This window comes from Achromobacter sp. Root565, assembly GCF_001427425.1.
Lineage (GTDB): Bacteria > Pseudomonadota > Gammaproteobacteria > Burkholderiales > Burkholderiaceae_B > Achromobacter > Achromobacter spanius_D.
Map to the genome: position 1 here is coordinate 3,136,420 of NZ_LMGO01000001.1, position 13,312 is coordinate 3,149,731.

A 13,312-nucleotide genomic window follows, 5' to 3' on the forward strand; every position below is an offset into this window, starting at 1 on the left:
GCGGCGCGCCTCACACGACAGGAAGGATATGGCTCACATCTATCTGGACGAACTTCAACACCTGGCCGCGGCCGGTCTTGCCGCCGCCGGCGCCAACCCGGTCATGGCCGACAGCACCGCCCGCGCGCTGGTCTTCGCGGAAAGCCAGGGACTCAGCTCTCATGGCCTGTCGCGCGTGCCGTTCTACGCCGGCCATCTGCGCGCCGGCCGCGCCATCGGTTCGGCCGTGCCGCGCCTCGTGAACGAACGCGGCGGCGCGGCGTTGATCGACGCCGGCTCGGGCCTGGCGTTTCCCGCGTGCGCCATGGCGGTCGAACAGGCCACCGCCCGCGCCCGTGAGCATGGCGTTGCATTCGTCGGCGTGGCCAACAGCCATCACTTCGGCGAGGCGGCCTACCACCTGGAGGCCCTGGCCGAAGCCGGCATGGTGGGACTGGCACTGAGCAACTCGCCCGCCGCCATGCCCGCCTGGGGCGGCAAGCGCCCGCTGTTCGGCACCAACCCCATCGCGGCGATCTTCCCTCGCCGCGGCGGCGCCCGTCTGGTCATCGACCTGTCGCTGTCGCAGGTGGCGCGGGGCAAGCTCATGATCGCGGCGCGTGACAACCAGCCCATTCCGCTGGGCTGGGCGCTGGATGCCGAGGGCCAGCCCACGACCGACCCCAAGGCGGGACTGGCCGGCAGCATGCTGCCCGCGGGCGGCGTCAAGGGCGCCATGCTGGCCCTAATCGTCGAACTCATGGCCTGCGCGCTGACCGGCGCGCGCTTCGGCTACGAGAACGAGTCGTTCTTTGTGGACGAGGGCGGACCGGCGCGGTTGGGGCAGGCCTTCATGGCGATCGATCCCAACGCGCTGGCAGGCAACGACGTCTACCTGGAACGCGTGGAAACGCTGGTCGACGCCATGCTCGAAGACGAGGGCGTGCGTCTGCCGGGCGACCGCCGCCGCAAGCTGCGCGACGAGGCCGTCAAGCACGGCCTGGACCTGCCCGATGCGCTGATGACGCAGTTGCGCACGCTGGCCGGCGCGGGCTGAACCTCGGGCTGAACCTCTGTATGAACCTCAGCCTGGCGCCCTAGTGTCCGTGGGAGAACCACAGCATCAGCGGCGCCAGCAGCAGGAACACCACGGTGGACACCAGCACGGCGCCCGCCGCGGTGTCGCCCAGCGGCGTGTAACGCCGCGCGTACATGTAGCTGACGACCGCGCACGGCATCGCCATCTGCAGCGTCAGCGCGCCGGCCAGCACCGGTTCCAGATCCATCGCCCACACCACGGCCAGCCCGGTCACCAGGCCTACCACCAGCCGGATCGCGCCGACCTTGGCGCCATCGCGCACGCCGTTCGACGGGATGAGCGCCAGCGCGTGGCCCAGGCTCAGCAGCATCAGCGGCACCGTCACGGCGCCCAGCATGCGCGCCGTCTCGATGATCCACGCCGGCACCGGCACGTTCAGCAGACGCAGCGCCACCGCCACCACGGACGCCAGCAGGATCGGGCTCTTCCAGCTTCCCTTGGTGTTCACGCCGGGCAGCATGCGCACCGCGATGGTGTGCATCACGAAGGAGTTCACCGCAAAGAATGCCACGGCCACCGACAGGCCCGCGTCGCCGAACGCCAGTTGCGAAATCGGCAGCCCCAGGTTGCCGGCGTTGGGCAGGAACGCGGTGGGCAGCAGGCTCAGCACGGGCAGCTTCCAGGCCTTGAGCAGCGCCGCGCAGATCAGCGCGCACAACAGCAGGGCAATCAGGGTCGCCGCGGCCACGTCGGCTAGCGCGCGGTCGTCCAGATGGGTGGTGACGAAGGTGTGGAACACCAGCGCGGGCGTGGTGACGGACGTCACCAACGTGGTGATGAAGTTGCCGCCAAAGGGAAGATCGCGCTTGCCCCAGTAAAGCCCGATTCCCACGCAGGAAAGCAGGGGCAGCATCAGCACAATGGCTGACAGGTAGAACTGCGCGATGGCCAACATGGACTATTCCGTCAGAGATAAAAAGATTGATGCGTCACGGCATCATTGCTTGCCCCAGCCGGGGCGGTCGCCGCAGCATGGGGCCATTGTTCACAAAAGGACCATCCCGTCCTCGCCGCCATGTCCGCCACACCGATGCGCATTCCTGCCCACTCATCGCGTTGCGCCGTCCTCAACGCCATCCCGCCCGCCGGCCTGCAGCTGTCCGACAGGCAATCACCTTGCCTGCAGCTATCGGACCGGCAGGCCGCATGCCTGCGGTGGTCCGCCGCGGGCAAGACCAGTTGGGAAACCGCCCGCATCTTGGGCGTCAGCGAAAGCACCGTGAATTTCCACCTGCGCAACGCCTGCACCCGGCTTGGCGTGCGGGGCCGGCGCGCGGCCGTGGTGGCGGCGCTGCGGCTGGGTCTGCTCGAATTCAAGGCTTGATGACGATGGACCGCAGGAATTCGCGCGCGCGCTCGGCGGGCAGGCTTTCCTCGGTGCCCGCGGCCACGGCCTCGATCAGCATCGTGTCCGTCACCCACACCTTCGCCTGCAGCCACCCGGGCTTGCCCACCGCCTTGCCGCGCACCTCGATTTCCTGGCCATAAGGCGGCCATTCCGTGGGCGGCGGCGCCTGCATGTTGGTGTAGAGCGACCGCATCAGCGCCACGCCCAGCGCCTGCCGGGCCGCGGGGCTGGCCGCGATCTCCGGCGGCAGGGGCGCCGATCCCACGGCGAACACCGCTTCGTCCACGGTGGCGCTGGCCATCGTGAACTTCAACGCGTGCATGTCCAGCTTCAATTCGCGGGTTTCCGTCGAGACCCGGGCGGGGAACGCGGCGCGAACGTGACCATCCGCCACATCCATCTCGCGCCAGTTGTAACTCGGCGAGCAAGCGGCCAACGCCAGCGTCAGCGCCAAAAAAACGCCCGCTTTCTTGAACATGAAACGAAACAGCGATGAAATCGTCATTACCCGAGGACTCCAGGGTCCCGTCAATTCAAGGAATTCAGAAATTGTCGCCGATTTCCATGGCGCCCGCGCCCGATGGCACGCCGCTCGCCAATTATTGCTGGCCCGCCGCGCCAAACGTTCCGCTTCCGATAGCGGGCGACGGGCAATCCCGCGACGGGCACTCCGGCGGCCGGCCCAGCATCTACCTGCTGCACGGCCTGAGCGAACACGCCGGGCGCTATGACCGGCTGGCGCGCTGGCTGACCGCGCGGGGCTGGACGGTGGGCGCGCACGATCACCGCGGCCATGGGCGCTCGGGCGGACACCCCGCCACGCTGCGCGACCAGGAAGACCTGGTCACCGACGCGGTGGACAGGCTGCAGGACTGGACGCAGGCCTGCGGCCGGCCCCCGATCCTGCTTGGACACAGCCTGGGCGCCCCGGTCGCAGTGCGCATCGCCCAGCAACGGCGGGCCGACCTGGACGGCCTGGTGCTCAGTTCACCGCCGTTTGCCGTCAACGTCCCGCTCTGGGTGCGCCGCACCCTGACGTGGATGTCCCTGCACGCCCCCGACCTGCGCGTGCCCCACGGCCTGGCGCCCGCCCGCATCTCACACGACCGGGCCGTCGTGAAGGCCTACCGCGCCGATCCCCTGGTGCGGCGCCGCATGACGGGCCGGCTGGCGCGCTTTGTCGACGAAGCCGGGCAGCAGGCGCTTCGCGAAGCCTGCCTGCTGCCCTGCCGCACCCTGCTGATGGTGGCCGGCGACGACTCCATCGTGGCGGCCGAAGGCAGCCGACAGTTCGCCCAGCGGGCGCCCGCTGAACTCCTCACCCTGCGCTGGTACGACACCGCCTGGCACGAGATCTTCAACGAAACCGCCCCCATAGCCGACCCCGTCTATGCTGACCTGGACGAATGGCTGGCGCGCACCGCCCAGGCATTGTCCCTGTCCCCAGTACTGGTTCCCTCAGCACAGGAGGCCAGCACCCCGTAAAATCCGGCGACAGCCCCCAACGAGAACAATCCGTGACCGATACTGCCGCCAACCGCCTCGCCCGCCTAGAGGCCAACCGCTCGCTGCTGACCCAGACCCTGCGGGGCATCGAGAAAGAAGGCCTGCGCGTGGACGAACAGGGCATCCTGGCCCGCACGCCGCACCCCGCCGGACTGGGCTCGGCGCTGACCAACGAACACGTCACCACCGATTATTCCGAGTCGCTGCTTGAGCTCATCACGGGCACGCACGACAACGTGGACGCGCTCCTGGCCGAGCTTGCCGACACCCACCGCCACGTCTACACCGTGCTGGACCATGAACTGATCTGGAATCAGTCCATGCCGGCCACGCTGCCGCCCGAGCCCGAAATCCCCATCGCCTGGTACGGAACGTCCAACACGGGCATGCTCAAGCACGTGTACCGCCGCGGTCTGGCCGAGCGCTACGGCAAGACGATGCAATGCATCGCCGGCGTGCACTACAACTTTTCGCTGCCCGAATCCCTATGGCCCGTGCTCGACACGCAGCCCGGCTCCGGCCAGGACCGCCGCTCGCGCGGGTACATCGGCCTGATCCGCAACTTCACGCGGCATTCCTGGCTGCTGATGTACCTGTTTGGCTCCGCCCCCGCGCTGTCCAGCGGCTTTTTGCAAGGCCAGGACCATGCGCTGGACAAGCTGGGCGACCACACCCTTTACCTGCCCTATGCCACCAGCCTGCGCATGAGCGATCTGGGCTACCAGAACAAGGCGCAGTCGCAGCTCAAGCTCTGCTACAACGACTTGGACACCTTCCTTGGCCGCCTGTACGGCGCCGTGACGCAGCCCTGGCCCGACTATCAAAATATCGGCACCCACCGCGACGGCGAATGGATCCAGCTCAACACCAACGTGCTGCAGATCGAAAACGAGTACTACTCCAGCATCCGCCCCAAGCGCGCCACCGGCCGCTGCGAACGCCCCATCACCGCGCTGGCCGAACGCGGCGTGCAGTACGTTGAAGTGCGCTGCCTGGACATCGATCCGTATTCGCCGATTGGCATCGACGCCACCACCGCCCGGTTCGTCGACGCCTTCCTGCTGTTCTGCACGGCCTCGGACAGCCCGTTCTTCCCCGCCAACGGCTACTGTCAGCGCAGCGCCGACAATTTCTCGGTGGTGGTCAAGGAAGGCCGCAAGCCGGGCCTCACGCTGGATCGCGACGGCCAGACCATCGGCCTGGCGCAATGGGGCCACGAACTTCTGGACCAGATCGCGCCGTATGCCGCGCTGTACGACAGCGCCTTCGGCGGCACCGCTTACGCGGATGCCCTGGCGGCGCAACGCGCCAAGCTTGACCAGCCCGACACCACGCCCTCGGCGCGCCTCTTGGCCGACCTGAAGGACAGCGGCCTGTCGTTCCACGATTTCTCGCTGGCGCTGAGCCGCAAGCATGCGGATGCGCTGCGCGCGCAGCCGCTGCCTGCCGACGTGGCCACGGCCTATCAGCAAGCCGCCGCGCAGTCCGCCGCCGAACAGCTTCGCCTGGAACAGTCGGACACTGAAGACTTCGATACCTACGTGAGCCGCTATCACGCCGCGCTGAAGGCGCCGCGCAAATAAGGCGTATCGTTAGGGATTGATCCGCGCCGCGCCCCTGCGGGGTGCGCGCGCGGGCCTTACCAGTCACATCAGGAGGTTTTATCCATGCGCCGCACCGCAAAATTTCTGCTGGCCCTGGCGGCCAGCGTGGCGGGCATTGCCCACGCCGCGCCGCCGCCCATGCAGACCGTGGAATCCGTTGACCTGAAACGCTACGTGGGGATGTGGTACGAAATCGCCAACTTCCCCATGTTCTTCCAGCGCAATTGCGTGGGAGACACCACGGCCGAGTACACGGCGCATCCAGACGGCACTGTCGGCGTGAACAACCGCTGCCGCACCAAGGATGGGGATATCGATTCGGCCTCGGGCACGGCCACGGTGGTTGAAGGCAGCAACAACGCCAAGCTCGAAGTCACCTTCTTCAAGCCGTTCAAGGGCGATTACTGGGTGATCGGCCTGGATCCGGAGTACCGCTGGTCCGTCGTCGGCACGCCCGACCGCAAGTATCTGTGGATCCTGTCGCGCTCGCCCCAGTTGCCCAAGGAAGAACTGGACAAGGCGCTGGCCGCCGCCACGGCGCAGGGCTATCAGCTCGACGAGCTGCGCTATACGCCGCAGAAATAAGCGCCGCGGCGGTACGCGCCGCGGAACCAGGCGCCGTCCTCAGCCCGCGTAATCGCGGGCCAGCCTGACCACCGTCACGCCGGGCTTCAACTGCCGCAGCGACGGCATGATCAGCGTGCAGTTGTCGTAGGGCGTCACCACCGGCTGATCATCCGCCCAGCCGATCAGCGATCCGGCCTTATCGAACGTCTCCAGACCCGTCCACGGGCCTGCAAATCGCACATTCATCGACGGCGCCACCACGGCGTCCGTCACTTCCAGCACGCGTTGCGCCGCCGGATCCGGCAGCAGCCAGGCCTCGGGCAGGTCCGCCGCGTCAATCACGCCCGATTCCATCAGCATCCGCGCCACCATGTCGCGCGCCACATCGCGCGACGACAGGTCGCCATGAAAGCCGCATTCGATCAGCAGCGCGCACGCGTCTTCGCGGGCCGGGTCGCCAAAGTGTTCGAAATCGCGCATGCGCACGCCGTCCTTGTGGCCGGCATCCACGATGACGTGCTGCGGGGCCTTCAGGCGGCGCGCCAGCGCGATATTGCGCGGCAGCACGCCCGTCAGCAGCAGCGGCGCCCCCGGCTCGTGCATCGAATGCAGGTCCAGCAGCCAGTCGGCGCGCCGCACCCACGGGCGCAGCGCCGCGCCGCGTTGGCGGTCCGGCGACGTGGGATTGTCCAGACGCTCGGCGCTCCAGACGCGGTTCATGTCTTCCTGCACGAAACGCGACGCATCGTGGTTCGCGTGATCGAAGCGGTCGAACGCATCCAGGTTGCAGAAGGCCAGGGTCAGGCTGCCGCGGCGCGGCCGCAGACCCGAAGCCAACAGGTCTTTCAGCGCCCACGCGCCGCACAGCTCATTGCCGTGCACCAGCGCGCTCACCATCAGCGCCCGTCCCGGCACGCCCGAATCAAAGTGCCACACGCCCGGCGTGTCGGTATTGCCCGCGCGCTCGGCGGCGATGTCGGGAACGGGGAGCTTGAATTCCATGGTGATATCCGCTTGATGCCTGGTCTTTCGATGTCGTGATGGTGCGCGCGCAGCCTTATTGCGCTTCGATCTTGGCGGCCTTGACCAGCGCGCCGTACTTCTGGGTTTCTTCGGCCTGGAACGCCACCGGATCCACGCCCGGCTTGGCCACTTCGCCGCCGGCGTCCTGCATCTTGGCGCGGAACTGGTCCGACTTCAGCGTCTCATCCAGCACGGCGCGCAGCTTGGTCACCACCGGCTCGGGCAGGCCGGCCGGGCCGTACAGCGCGAACCACAGGTTGATGTCCACGGACTCGAAGCCCTTGGTGGCGGCCAGCGGCGCGATTTCGGGCGCGGCGGGCGAACGCTTGTTCTCGGTCAGGCCCAGCGCGACGATGTTGCCGCTGCGCACCTGCGGCAGACCCGAGGACAGCACCAGCATGCCGTAGTCCAGCTGGCCGCTCATCAGGTCGGTCACCAGCGGCGACACGCCGCGGTAGGGCACGTGTTCGGCGCGGGTGCCGGTGGCCTGGTTGATCATCTCGCCCGCCAAGTGCAGCGTCGTGCCCACGCCCGACGAGCCGTAGTTGAACGTCCCGGGCGCGGCGCCCTTGAGCTTTTCCAGGTAGTCGGCGGCGGTCTTAACACCCGAGTTCTTGCTGGCGGCCAGCAGCATCGGCTGCGAGGCCACGATGCCCAGCGCCGTGAAATCCTTGGCGCTGTCGTACTTCACGGCAGTGTTGATCATGCGGGCGATCACCATTTCGTTGGTGGAGCCCAGGAAGATGGTGTAGCCGTCGGGTGCGGCGCGCGCCACGCGTTGCGCGCCGATCGTGCCGCCCGCGCCGCCAACGTTCTCGACCACGACCGTCTGGCCCAGGCGCTTGCCCAGTTCTTCGCCCAGGAGGCGCGCGGTCAGGTCCAGGCTGCCGCCTGCGGGGTAGCCGACGATCAGCGAAATGCTGCGGGCCGGATAATCGGCCGCGCTGGCGGCAGGCGCCGCGGCAAGGGCCGAGGCCGCACACAACGAAACTAGCGCCGCGCGCAGCGGCTTCACGATGGACTTCATGACTTTCTCCCTGGGGTGCTGTGGGTGGACGGCGGAGCCGTCTCATTTGATTTCGGGGGCTATTTTCGAGCGCGACCCAGGGGCAGTCCGTGCCAAAACGGCACATCGTTGTGCCGATCGGGATTTTGGCGGCGAGATTTGGACGCTGAACTTCAGGTACTGCACCTCAGGCGCTGGAACTGGGATCCGAAGTCAGACCCAAATTCACGCCTTGCGATTGGCCGTCGCTTCCCAGGCGGCTTCGGCCAGGTCGGTCAGCCGGGCGCGCGGGCGGTACAACCGGACTTCGAACGCGATCTCGTCGCTGCGCCCGCCCAGCGCGGCCAGCGCGCCGCGCCGGCAATCAGCGGCCACCATGGACCACGGCAGCCACGCCACCCCCACGCCCTTGGCGACCGCGCCATGCGCGGCATCCAGGGAGTCGCCGCGCACAAAGGGCGTCAGCGCATACGGCGTGGCTTCGAGCCGATCCCCCACGATGCGCTCCATCGCCAGCCCGCCGGTGTAGGTGATCAGCGGCACGGGCGCCCCGCCCTCTTGCAGCAGGTAGCGCGGCCGGCCCCGTGAATCCATCTGGCTGACCGGCACCAGCTTGTCGGTCGCCAGCGTCATGTACCGATAGCGCGAGGGGCTGAGCGGCACGGACAGCGCCGGGTGCTCGTAGCAGCACAACAGCTCCACCTTGCCCTGTTCCAGCCGGACCACCAGGTCCTGCGCCTTGCCGGTGGACAGCTCAACCTGCGTGCCGTCCGTCAGGACCCGAGGCGTGCGGTGCCGCAGCCGCGCGATCCAGTCGGCCACCAGCGTGCGCGCCAGGCTGCGGCCCGTGGCGATGCGCAGCACGGCCTCGCCGCCCGCGCCCGAGCTGCGGATGCGATGGCGCACCAGCCCCATCTGCTCGATCACTTGCGTCGCCGTCTTGAGCAGCGCCTCGCCTTCGGGCGTCAGCGTCACCGGCAGACGCTGGCGTTCCACCAGCGGCGTGCCCGCCCACGCCTCCAGCGCGCGGATGCGCCGGCCGAAGGCGGGATGCGTGACGTGGCGCAGCTCGGCTGCGCGCACAAAGCTGCCGGTCTGCGCCAGCGCAATCAGGTCTTCGAGGAGTTTCAGGTCTGCCATGGACGACAAGCTTACGGCATCGCGCGTGCTAGGCCGCCGCTTGTCCCTCGGGCAGAGACAGAATGCGCGCGATGACCTGCGCCGTCTCGCGGTAGTGCGCCGCCAGCAGCGCGGCCGCGCGGTCGGCATCGCGCGAGACCGCGGCATCCAGCAGCGCGCGATGCTCGTCGTCGACGTTGCGTTCATGGCCGTACGCCATGGCCTGCGCGCGCGCCGGCCGGCGGTAGCGCTCGGTCTGCGCGTACAACTGCGCGGACAGGTCCAGCAGCCAGGGCGAGCGGCAGGCGCCGATCAGCGCCTGATGAAAGTCCTGGTGACGGGCTTCCAGTGCGTCCTCGCGGTCCGGGTCCAGCCCCGGCGCGGCGTCCGCCCGCCGCGCGGCCAGCGCCAACGCGTGAAACGCTCCGACCAGCCGCGCCTCCCAGGCGTCGTCGGCATTGGCCAGCGATCGCCGCAACGCGTCGCAGTCGATCAGGATGCGGGTCTCGCAGGCGTCGCGCATCTCGTCCACGGACAACGGCGCGATGCGAAACCCGCGCGAGGTGGTGGTAAGCACCATGCGTTCGCTGCGCAACCGGTTCAGCGCCTCGCGGATCGGCGAAAAGCTGCCGCCGTAGCGCTGGCGCAGCAGCTCCAGCCGCAGCGACTGGCCCGGCGCAAACGCGCCGCGCATGATGTCGCGGCGCAACTGCCGGTAGATCTGTTCGGACAGCGTGATGTCTTCGATCTCGGCGCCGCCGTTTGCCGCCGCATCCTCGCGCGGGGCCTTGATTCTGGGTTTCAAGCGCGGCGCTCCTAGACGGCCACCACCGGGTGGCGCAGCGTGCCGATGCCCTCCACGCAGGCCACGACCACGTCGCCCGGCCACAGGAATTCCTGCGGCTTGCGGCCGGCGCCCACGCCCTCCGGCGTGCCGGTGGCGATGATGTCGCCCGGCTCCAGCGTGATGCCGGCGCTGATGTCGGAGATCAGGAACGGCACCTTGAACAGCATGTGCCGCGTGTTCGAGCCCTGCTTCTTTTCGCCGTTGACCGTCAGCCACAGGTCCAGCACCTGCGGATCGGGGATCTCGTCGGCCGTCACGATGCACGGACCGAACGGCGCATACGTGTCCTGCCCCTTGGAATAGATCCACTGCCCGGCGCGGCGGCAATCGCGCGCGCTCATGTCCAGCATCACGCTGTATCCGAACACGTAGGACAGCGCATCGGCCTCGGACACGCGCGACGCCCGCCGGCCGATGATCACCGCCAGCTCGACTTCCCAGTCCAGCTGCTGCGTGATCTTCGCGTTGTGCTCGATGGCGTCACCCGGCCCGATGACCGTGGTGGGCGGCTTGGAGAAGATGACGGGCTGCTTGGGCAGGTCGGCCGACGTATCCAGCGTGCGGCTGGACTCGGCCACGTGCTCCACATAGTTCAGGCCAATGCCGAAGATGTTCTTGCGCGGACGCGGGATGGGCGCCAGCAGCTTCACGTTCTCCTGCGGCACCGCGGTGCCCACCGGCCAGTTGCCGCGGAACGTGTCCAACAGACGCGTCGCCTGTGCAACCGCCACCGGTCCCAGGTCGATGAATTCCAGCATGTCATCGGGCAGGTCCACCCCGCCTTCCTGACCCAGCAGGAAAAGGTCGATCACATAACCGTCAACGAGCGCGCCCAGGCGGGCGGCGGCGGTGGGATGAGCGCGAAAGGTCACCAGGCGCATCGGGAACTCCAGAAGGTCAAAGGGTTGCAGAACCGGCCGCAGCGGCACGGAGGCTTTCGAAACTAGATCAGCTGCTGATGGCCGCCGTTGTCCTGCACCGCTTCCTCGCGGTACAGGGCCAGCGCGCGCATGACGGGCAGATCGTTGAAACAGAAGAGGCACGCGTCGTCGTTGGACGACAGGTTGGCGTGTTCGTGGATGGCCCAGGACGGCACGCAGAAGATGTCGCGCTCGGTCCAGTCGTAGCGCTTGCCGTCGATGACGGAAAAGCCGCTGCCCTTGGCCACCTGGTAGATGAAGCTGCCGGTGTGCCGGTGCGCCTTCGTGTGCTCACCGGGGCGCAGCAATTGCATGCTGGCGCCAATCGTCGGCATGACGGGGCCGCCCGTCGCCGGATTGACGTATTCCAGCAGGATGCCGTCGTAGGGACTGCCCGCGGTGGTGCGCGCGTAGCGGCGCAGCGCCTCGTACGTGGGCTCCCATTCGTACTTGAAGAGCGGCGAATACGGCTTGGTCCACCCCGACACCTGCGGTCGCAGCGCCACGCCGCCCCATGCGCCGCTGGTGTCGTCCACCGGGTGCGTGACGGTCTGGTTCAGGTCCGGATGCACGGCATAGAAGCCGGCTTCCAGTGCGTTGACCAGCGGGATGTCCAGGCCGTCTTGCCAGATGCAGGTGCTGCCATCCTCGGCCACACCATGCTCGTGCCACGTGCCGTTTGGCGTCAGCACAAAATCATTCGCGCCCAGCGTCATCTTGTGGCCGTCCACCACCGTGAACGCGCCCTGTCCTTCCATGATGAAGCGCAGCGCCGAATGCGTGTGCGCGTGCGCGGACGCCAGCTCGCCCGGGCGCATCACCTGCAGTCCGGAATACAGCCAGCCCACCGCCGCCGCCACATCGCGCCGGCCGGGGTTGTTCAGGTAGATGACACGCCGGCCCGCCTCTTCGGGCGACACCAGCTCGGCGGACCGCAGCACGTGGCCGCGCAGGTCCTGGTAGCGCCACACCACGGGCACCGACGCCGACCGCGGCGCCCACGGCTCGATCTTGTTCGCCACCGTCCACAGCGCGCCGGTCTCCAGCCGCGCCAGCTCCTGGTAATAGGCCACCCGCTCCGGCGAGTCGGCCACATTGGCGCGGCCCGCGGTGTCTTCGCGGTAGGCGTCGTAGCGGTTCGCTTCCATTCCGTGCCCCTGGTTTTATAAAACGCTGAGGATTTTCGAAAATACTAAGCGGGGGGCAGAGGGGCGGGCAACGGTGAAACGCTAGGGGTTTTCCTTGAAGCCCGAGGACGCTTGCGAAAAATATCTTGGCGGCCACAGCAAAAATACTGTACAAAAACACAGTGCGGCGTGATACATTGCGCTCGCCCGAAAAACTGTCGTCCAGGGGAGAATTCCTGTGTCAGAAGCTGCTCATCTCGTTCAGTACATCGTCGTTCCCTACCGCGCCGCCGCCAATGGCGTCGCCCCCGGGGAAATCCGTCCGGCCAGCAGCGAATTCGGAGCCATCCGCATCGCGAATTCCATGGCTTCCAAATTCGCCGGCGTCGCGGCCTATGAAGTCATGATCGACAAGGAAACCGGCGACATGGAATCGCCGCGCATCCTGATGCAGATCGGCACCGTGCCTTCGCTGGACGACTAACCGTTTGCAAACGCTCGCCCCCCGTCAAGGCGGGGCGAGCCTTTCAAAGGTCACGGAAAAAGCGTTCAGACGCGCTTTCCCAGCAACATCACCAATCCAAACGCCGCGCCCAGGCCGCCCACCACCGCCAGCGACCACGACGGCTCGCGCAGGTTCATCGCCATCACGGCACACGTCAGGCCCAGCGCAACGATCAACGCGCCAATCGCGCGCGCCCGAAACGTTCCATAGAAGTACGTGCGACGCGGCGGCTGCGCCCCCGCCGGTTGCCGTTGCTGCCACGCAGCCAGCGCCGCCTGGAATTCGCGCAACAGGCGCTCGCGGTTTGGCAGGTCCAGCGCGCTGACCAGCAAGGTCGTGCGGCCGGGCCGCACCAGCTTCAGAAAATCGTCCGTGCCCCAACTGGTCAGGTCTGCAAACGCGACCGGCGCACGCCGCGAAAACGTCAGCCCTTCGGGCGTCACTTTGATGGAATTGCGTGTGGGGAAACCCCGAAACGCCACCAGTGGCGGCGCCAGCAGGCCGAGCAGGCACAGCGCAATCGCCAGCATTACCGGACCGCGGCTGAACAACACGCCGATCAGACTGGCGCTGCCAAGCGCCATGCCAAACGGCACGGAGAACTGATGCCAGCGCGTGTAGACGGCTGCCTGAATGTCGGCGGGGTGGGTCATGCGTGAAAC

General features: G+C 67.6%; 15 protein-coding genes. 6 read left to right on the top strand and 9 right to left on the bottom strand.

The features are described 5' to 3' along the window. Positions 1 to 28 precede the first annotated feature (28 nt). Positions 29 to 1,036 (top strand): Ldh family oxidoreductase, encoded by a 1,008-nt coding sequence (locus ASD71_RS14035; protein ID WP_056564788.1) that lies wholly within the window; start codon positions 29 to 31, stop codon positions 1,034 to 1,036. Positions 1,037 to 1,076: 40 nt separating this feature from the next. On the opposite strand, the gene ASD71_RS14040 is transcribed toward ASD71_RS14035, so the two are convergent. Next, entirely contained in the window at positions 1,077 to 1,973 is an 897-nt protein-coding gene (locus ASD71_RS14040; protein ID WP_056564791.1) for an AEC family transporter, read from the bottom strand. A 225-nt stretch (positions 1,974 to 2,198) separates the two neighbouring features. Between ASD71_RS14040 and ASD71_RS14045 the strand changes: the two genes are divergently transcribed. Beyond that, entirely contained in the window at positions 2,199 to 2,402 is a 204-nt protein-coding gene (locus tag ASD71_RS14045) for a helix-turn-helix transcriptional regulator (protein ID WP_056566911.1), read from the top strand. On the opposite strand, the gene ASD71_RS14050 is transcribed toward ASD71_RS14045, so the two are convergent. Then, positions 2,392 to 2,931 (bottom strand): hypothetical protein, encoded by a 540-nt coding sequence (locus ASD71_RS14050; protein ID WP_056564793.1) that lies wholly within the window; start codon positions 2,929 to 2,931, stop codon positions 2,392 to 2,394. The two genes, ASD71_RS14045 and ASD71_RS14050, sit on opposite strands and share 11 nt — an antisense overlap. Before the next feature lie 44 nt (positions 2,932 to 2,975). Here ASD71_RS14050 and ASD71_RS14055 point away from each other — a divergent pair, with 44 nt between their 5' ends. The 3 genes from ASD71_RS14055 (at position 2,976) to ASD71_RS14065 (ending at position 6,121) form a co-directional block, all read left to right on the top strand. Further along, a complete protein-coding gene (locus ASD71_RS14055) occupies positions 2,976 to 3,911 on the top strand; it encodes an alpha/beta hydrolase (protein WP_082578891.1) in 936 nt (311 codons plus the stop codon). A 32-nt stretch (positions 3,912 to 3,943) separates the two neighbouring features. Further along, on the top strand, positions 3,944 to 5,515 hold the full coding sequence (gene gshA, locus ASD71_RS14060) for a glutamate--cysteine ligase (protein WP_056564798.1): 1,572 nt from the start codon (positions 3,944 to 3,946) through the stop codon (positions 5,513 to 5,515). Positions 5,516 to 5,599: 84 nt separating this feature from the next. After that, positions 5,600 to 6,121 carry a lipocalin family protein gene (locus ASD71_RS14065; protein ID WP_056564801.1) on the top strand — a complete coding sequence of 174 codons (522 nt, stop codon included), beginning with the start codon at positions 5,600 to 5,602 and terminating at the stop codon, positions 6,119 to 6,121. Positions 6,122 to 6,160: 39 nt separating this feature from the next. On the opposite strand, the gene ASD71_RS14070 is transcribed toward ASD71_RS14065, so the two are convergent. The 6 genes from ASD71_RS14070 to ASD71_RS14095 all read right to left on the bottom strand — a co-directional run bounded on the left by ASD71_RS14070 (position 6,161) and on the right by ASD71_RS14095 (position 12,166). Next, the gene (locus ASD71_RS14070) at positions 6,161 to 7,105 is read right to left on the bottom strand and encodes a succinylglutamate desuccinylase/aspartoacylase family protein (protein ID WP_056564805.1); all 945 of its coding nucleotides are present in this window, start codon (positions 7,103 to 7,105) and stop codon (positions 6,161 to 6,163) included. A gap of 55 nt (positions 7,106 to 7,160) precedes the next feature. After that, on the bottom strand, positions 7,161 to 8,153 hold the full coding sequence (locus tag ASD71_RS14075) for a tripartite tricarboxylate transporter substrate binding protein (protein ID WP_056564806.1): 993 nt from the start codon (positions 8,151 to 8,153) through the stop codon (positions 7,161 to 7,163). A gap of 204 nt (positions 8,154 to 8,357) precedes the next feature. Next, a complete protein-coding gene (locus tag ASD71_RS14080; RefSeq protein WP_056564809.1) occupies positions 8,358 to 9,272 on the bottom strand; it encodes a LysR family transcriptional regulator in 915 nt (304 codons plus the stop codon). Positions 9,273 to 9,300: 28 nt separating this feature from the next. After that, on the bottom strand, positions 9,301 to 10,056 hold the full coding sequence (locus ASD71_RS14085) for a GntR family transcriptional regulator (protein ID WP_056564812.1): 756 nt from the start codon (positions 10,054 to 10,056) through the stop codon (positions 9,301 to 9,303). Positions 10,057 to 10,067: 11 nt separating this feature from the next. Beyond that, a complete protein-coding gene (locus tag ASD71_RS14090; RefSeq protein ID WP_056564815.1) occupies positions 10,068 to 10,979 on the bottom strand; it encodes a fumarylacetoacetate hydrolase family protein in 912 nt (303 codons plus the stop codon). A gap of 62 nt (positions 10,980 to 11,041) precedes the next feature. Continuing rightward, positions 11,042 to 12,166: a cupin domain-containing protein gene (locus ASD71_RS14095; protein WP_056564818.1), complete on the bottom strand. Its 1,125-nt coding sequence runs from the start codon at positions 12,164 to 12,166 to the stop codon at positions 11,042 to 11,044. Positions 12,167 to 12,383: 217 nt separating this feature from the next. Here ASD71_RS14095 and ASD71_RS14100 point away from each other — a divergent pair, with 217 nt between their 5' ends. Then, positions 12,384 to 12,629 (top strand): hypothetical protein, encoded by a 246-nt coding sequence (locus ASD71_RS14100; RefSeq protein WP_056327580.1) that lies wholly within the window; start codon positions 12,384 to 12,386, stop codon positions 12,627 to 12,629. 65 nt (positions 12,630 to 12,694) lie between these two features. On the opposite strand, the gene ASD71_RS14105 is transcribed toward ASD71_RS14100, so the two are convergent. Next, on the bottom strand, positions 12,695 to 13,303 hold the full coding sequence (locus tag ASD71_RS14105) for a hypothetical protein (RefSeq protein WP_056564821.1): 609 nt from the start codon (positions 13,301 to 13,303) through the stop codon (positions 12,695 to 12,697). Between the last annotated feature and the right edge of the window lie 9 nt (positions 13,304 to 13,312).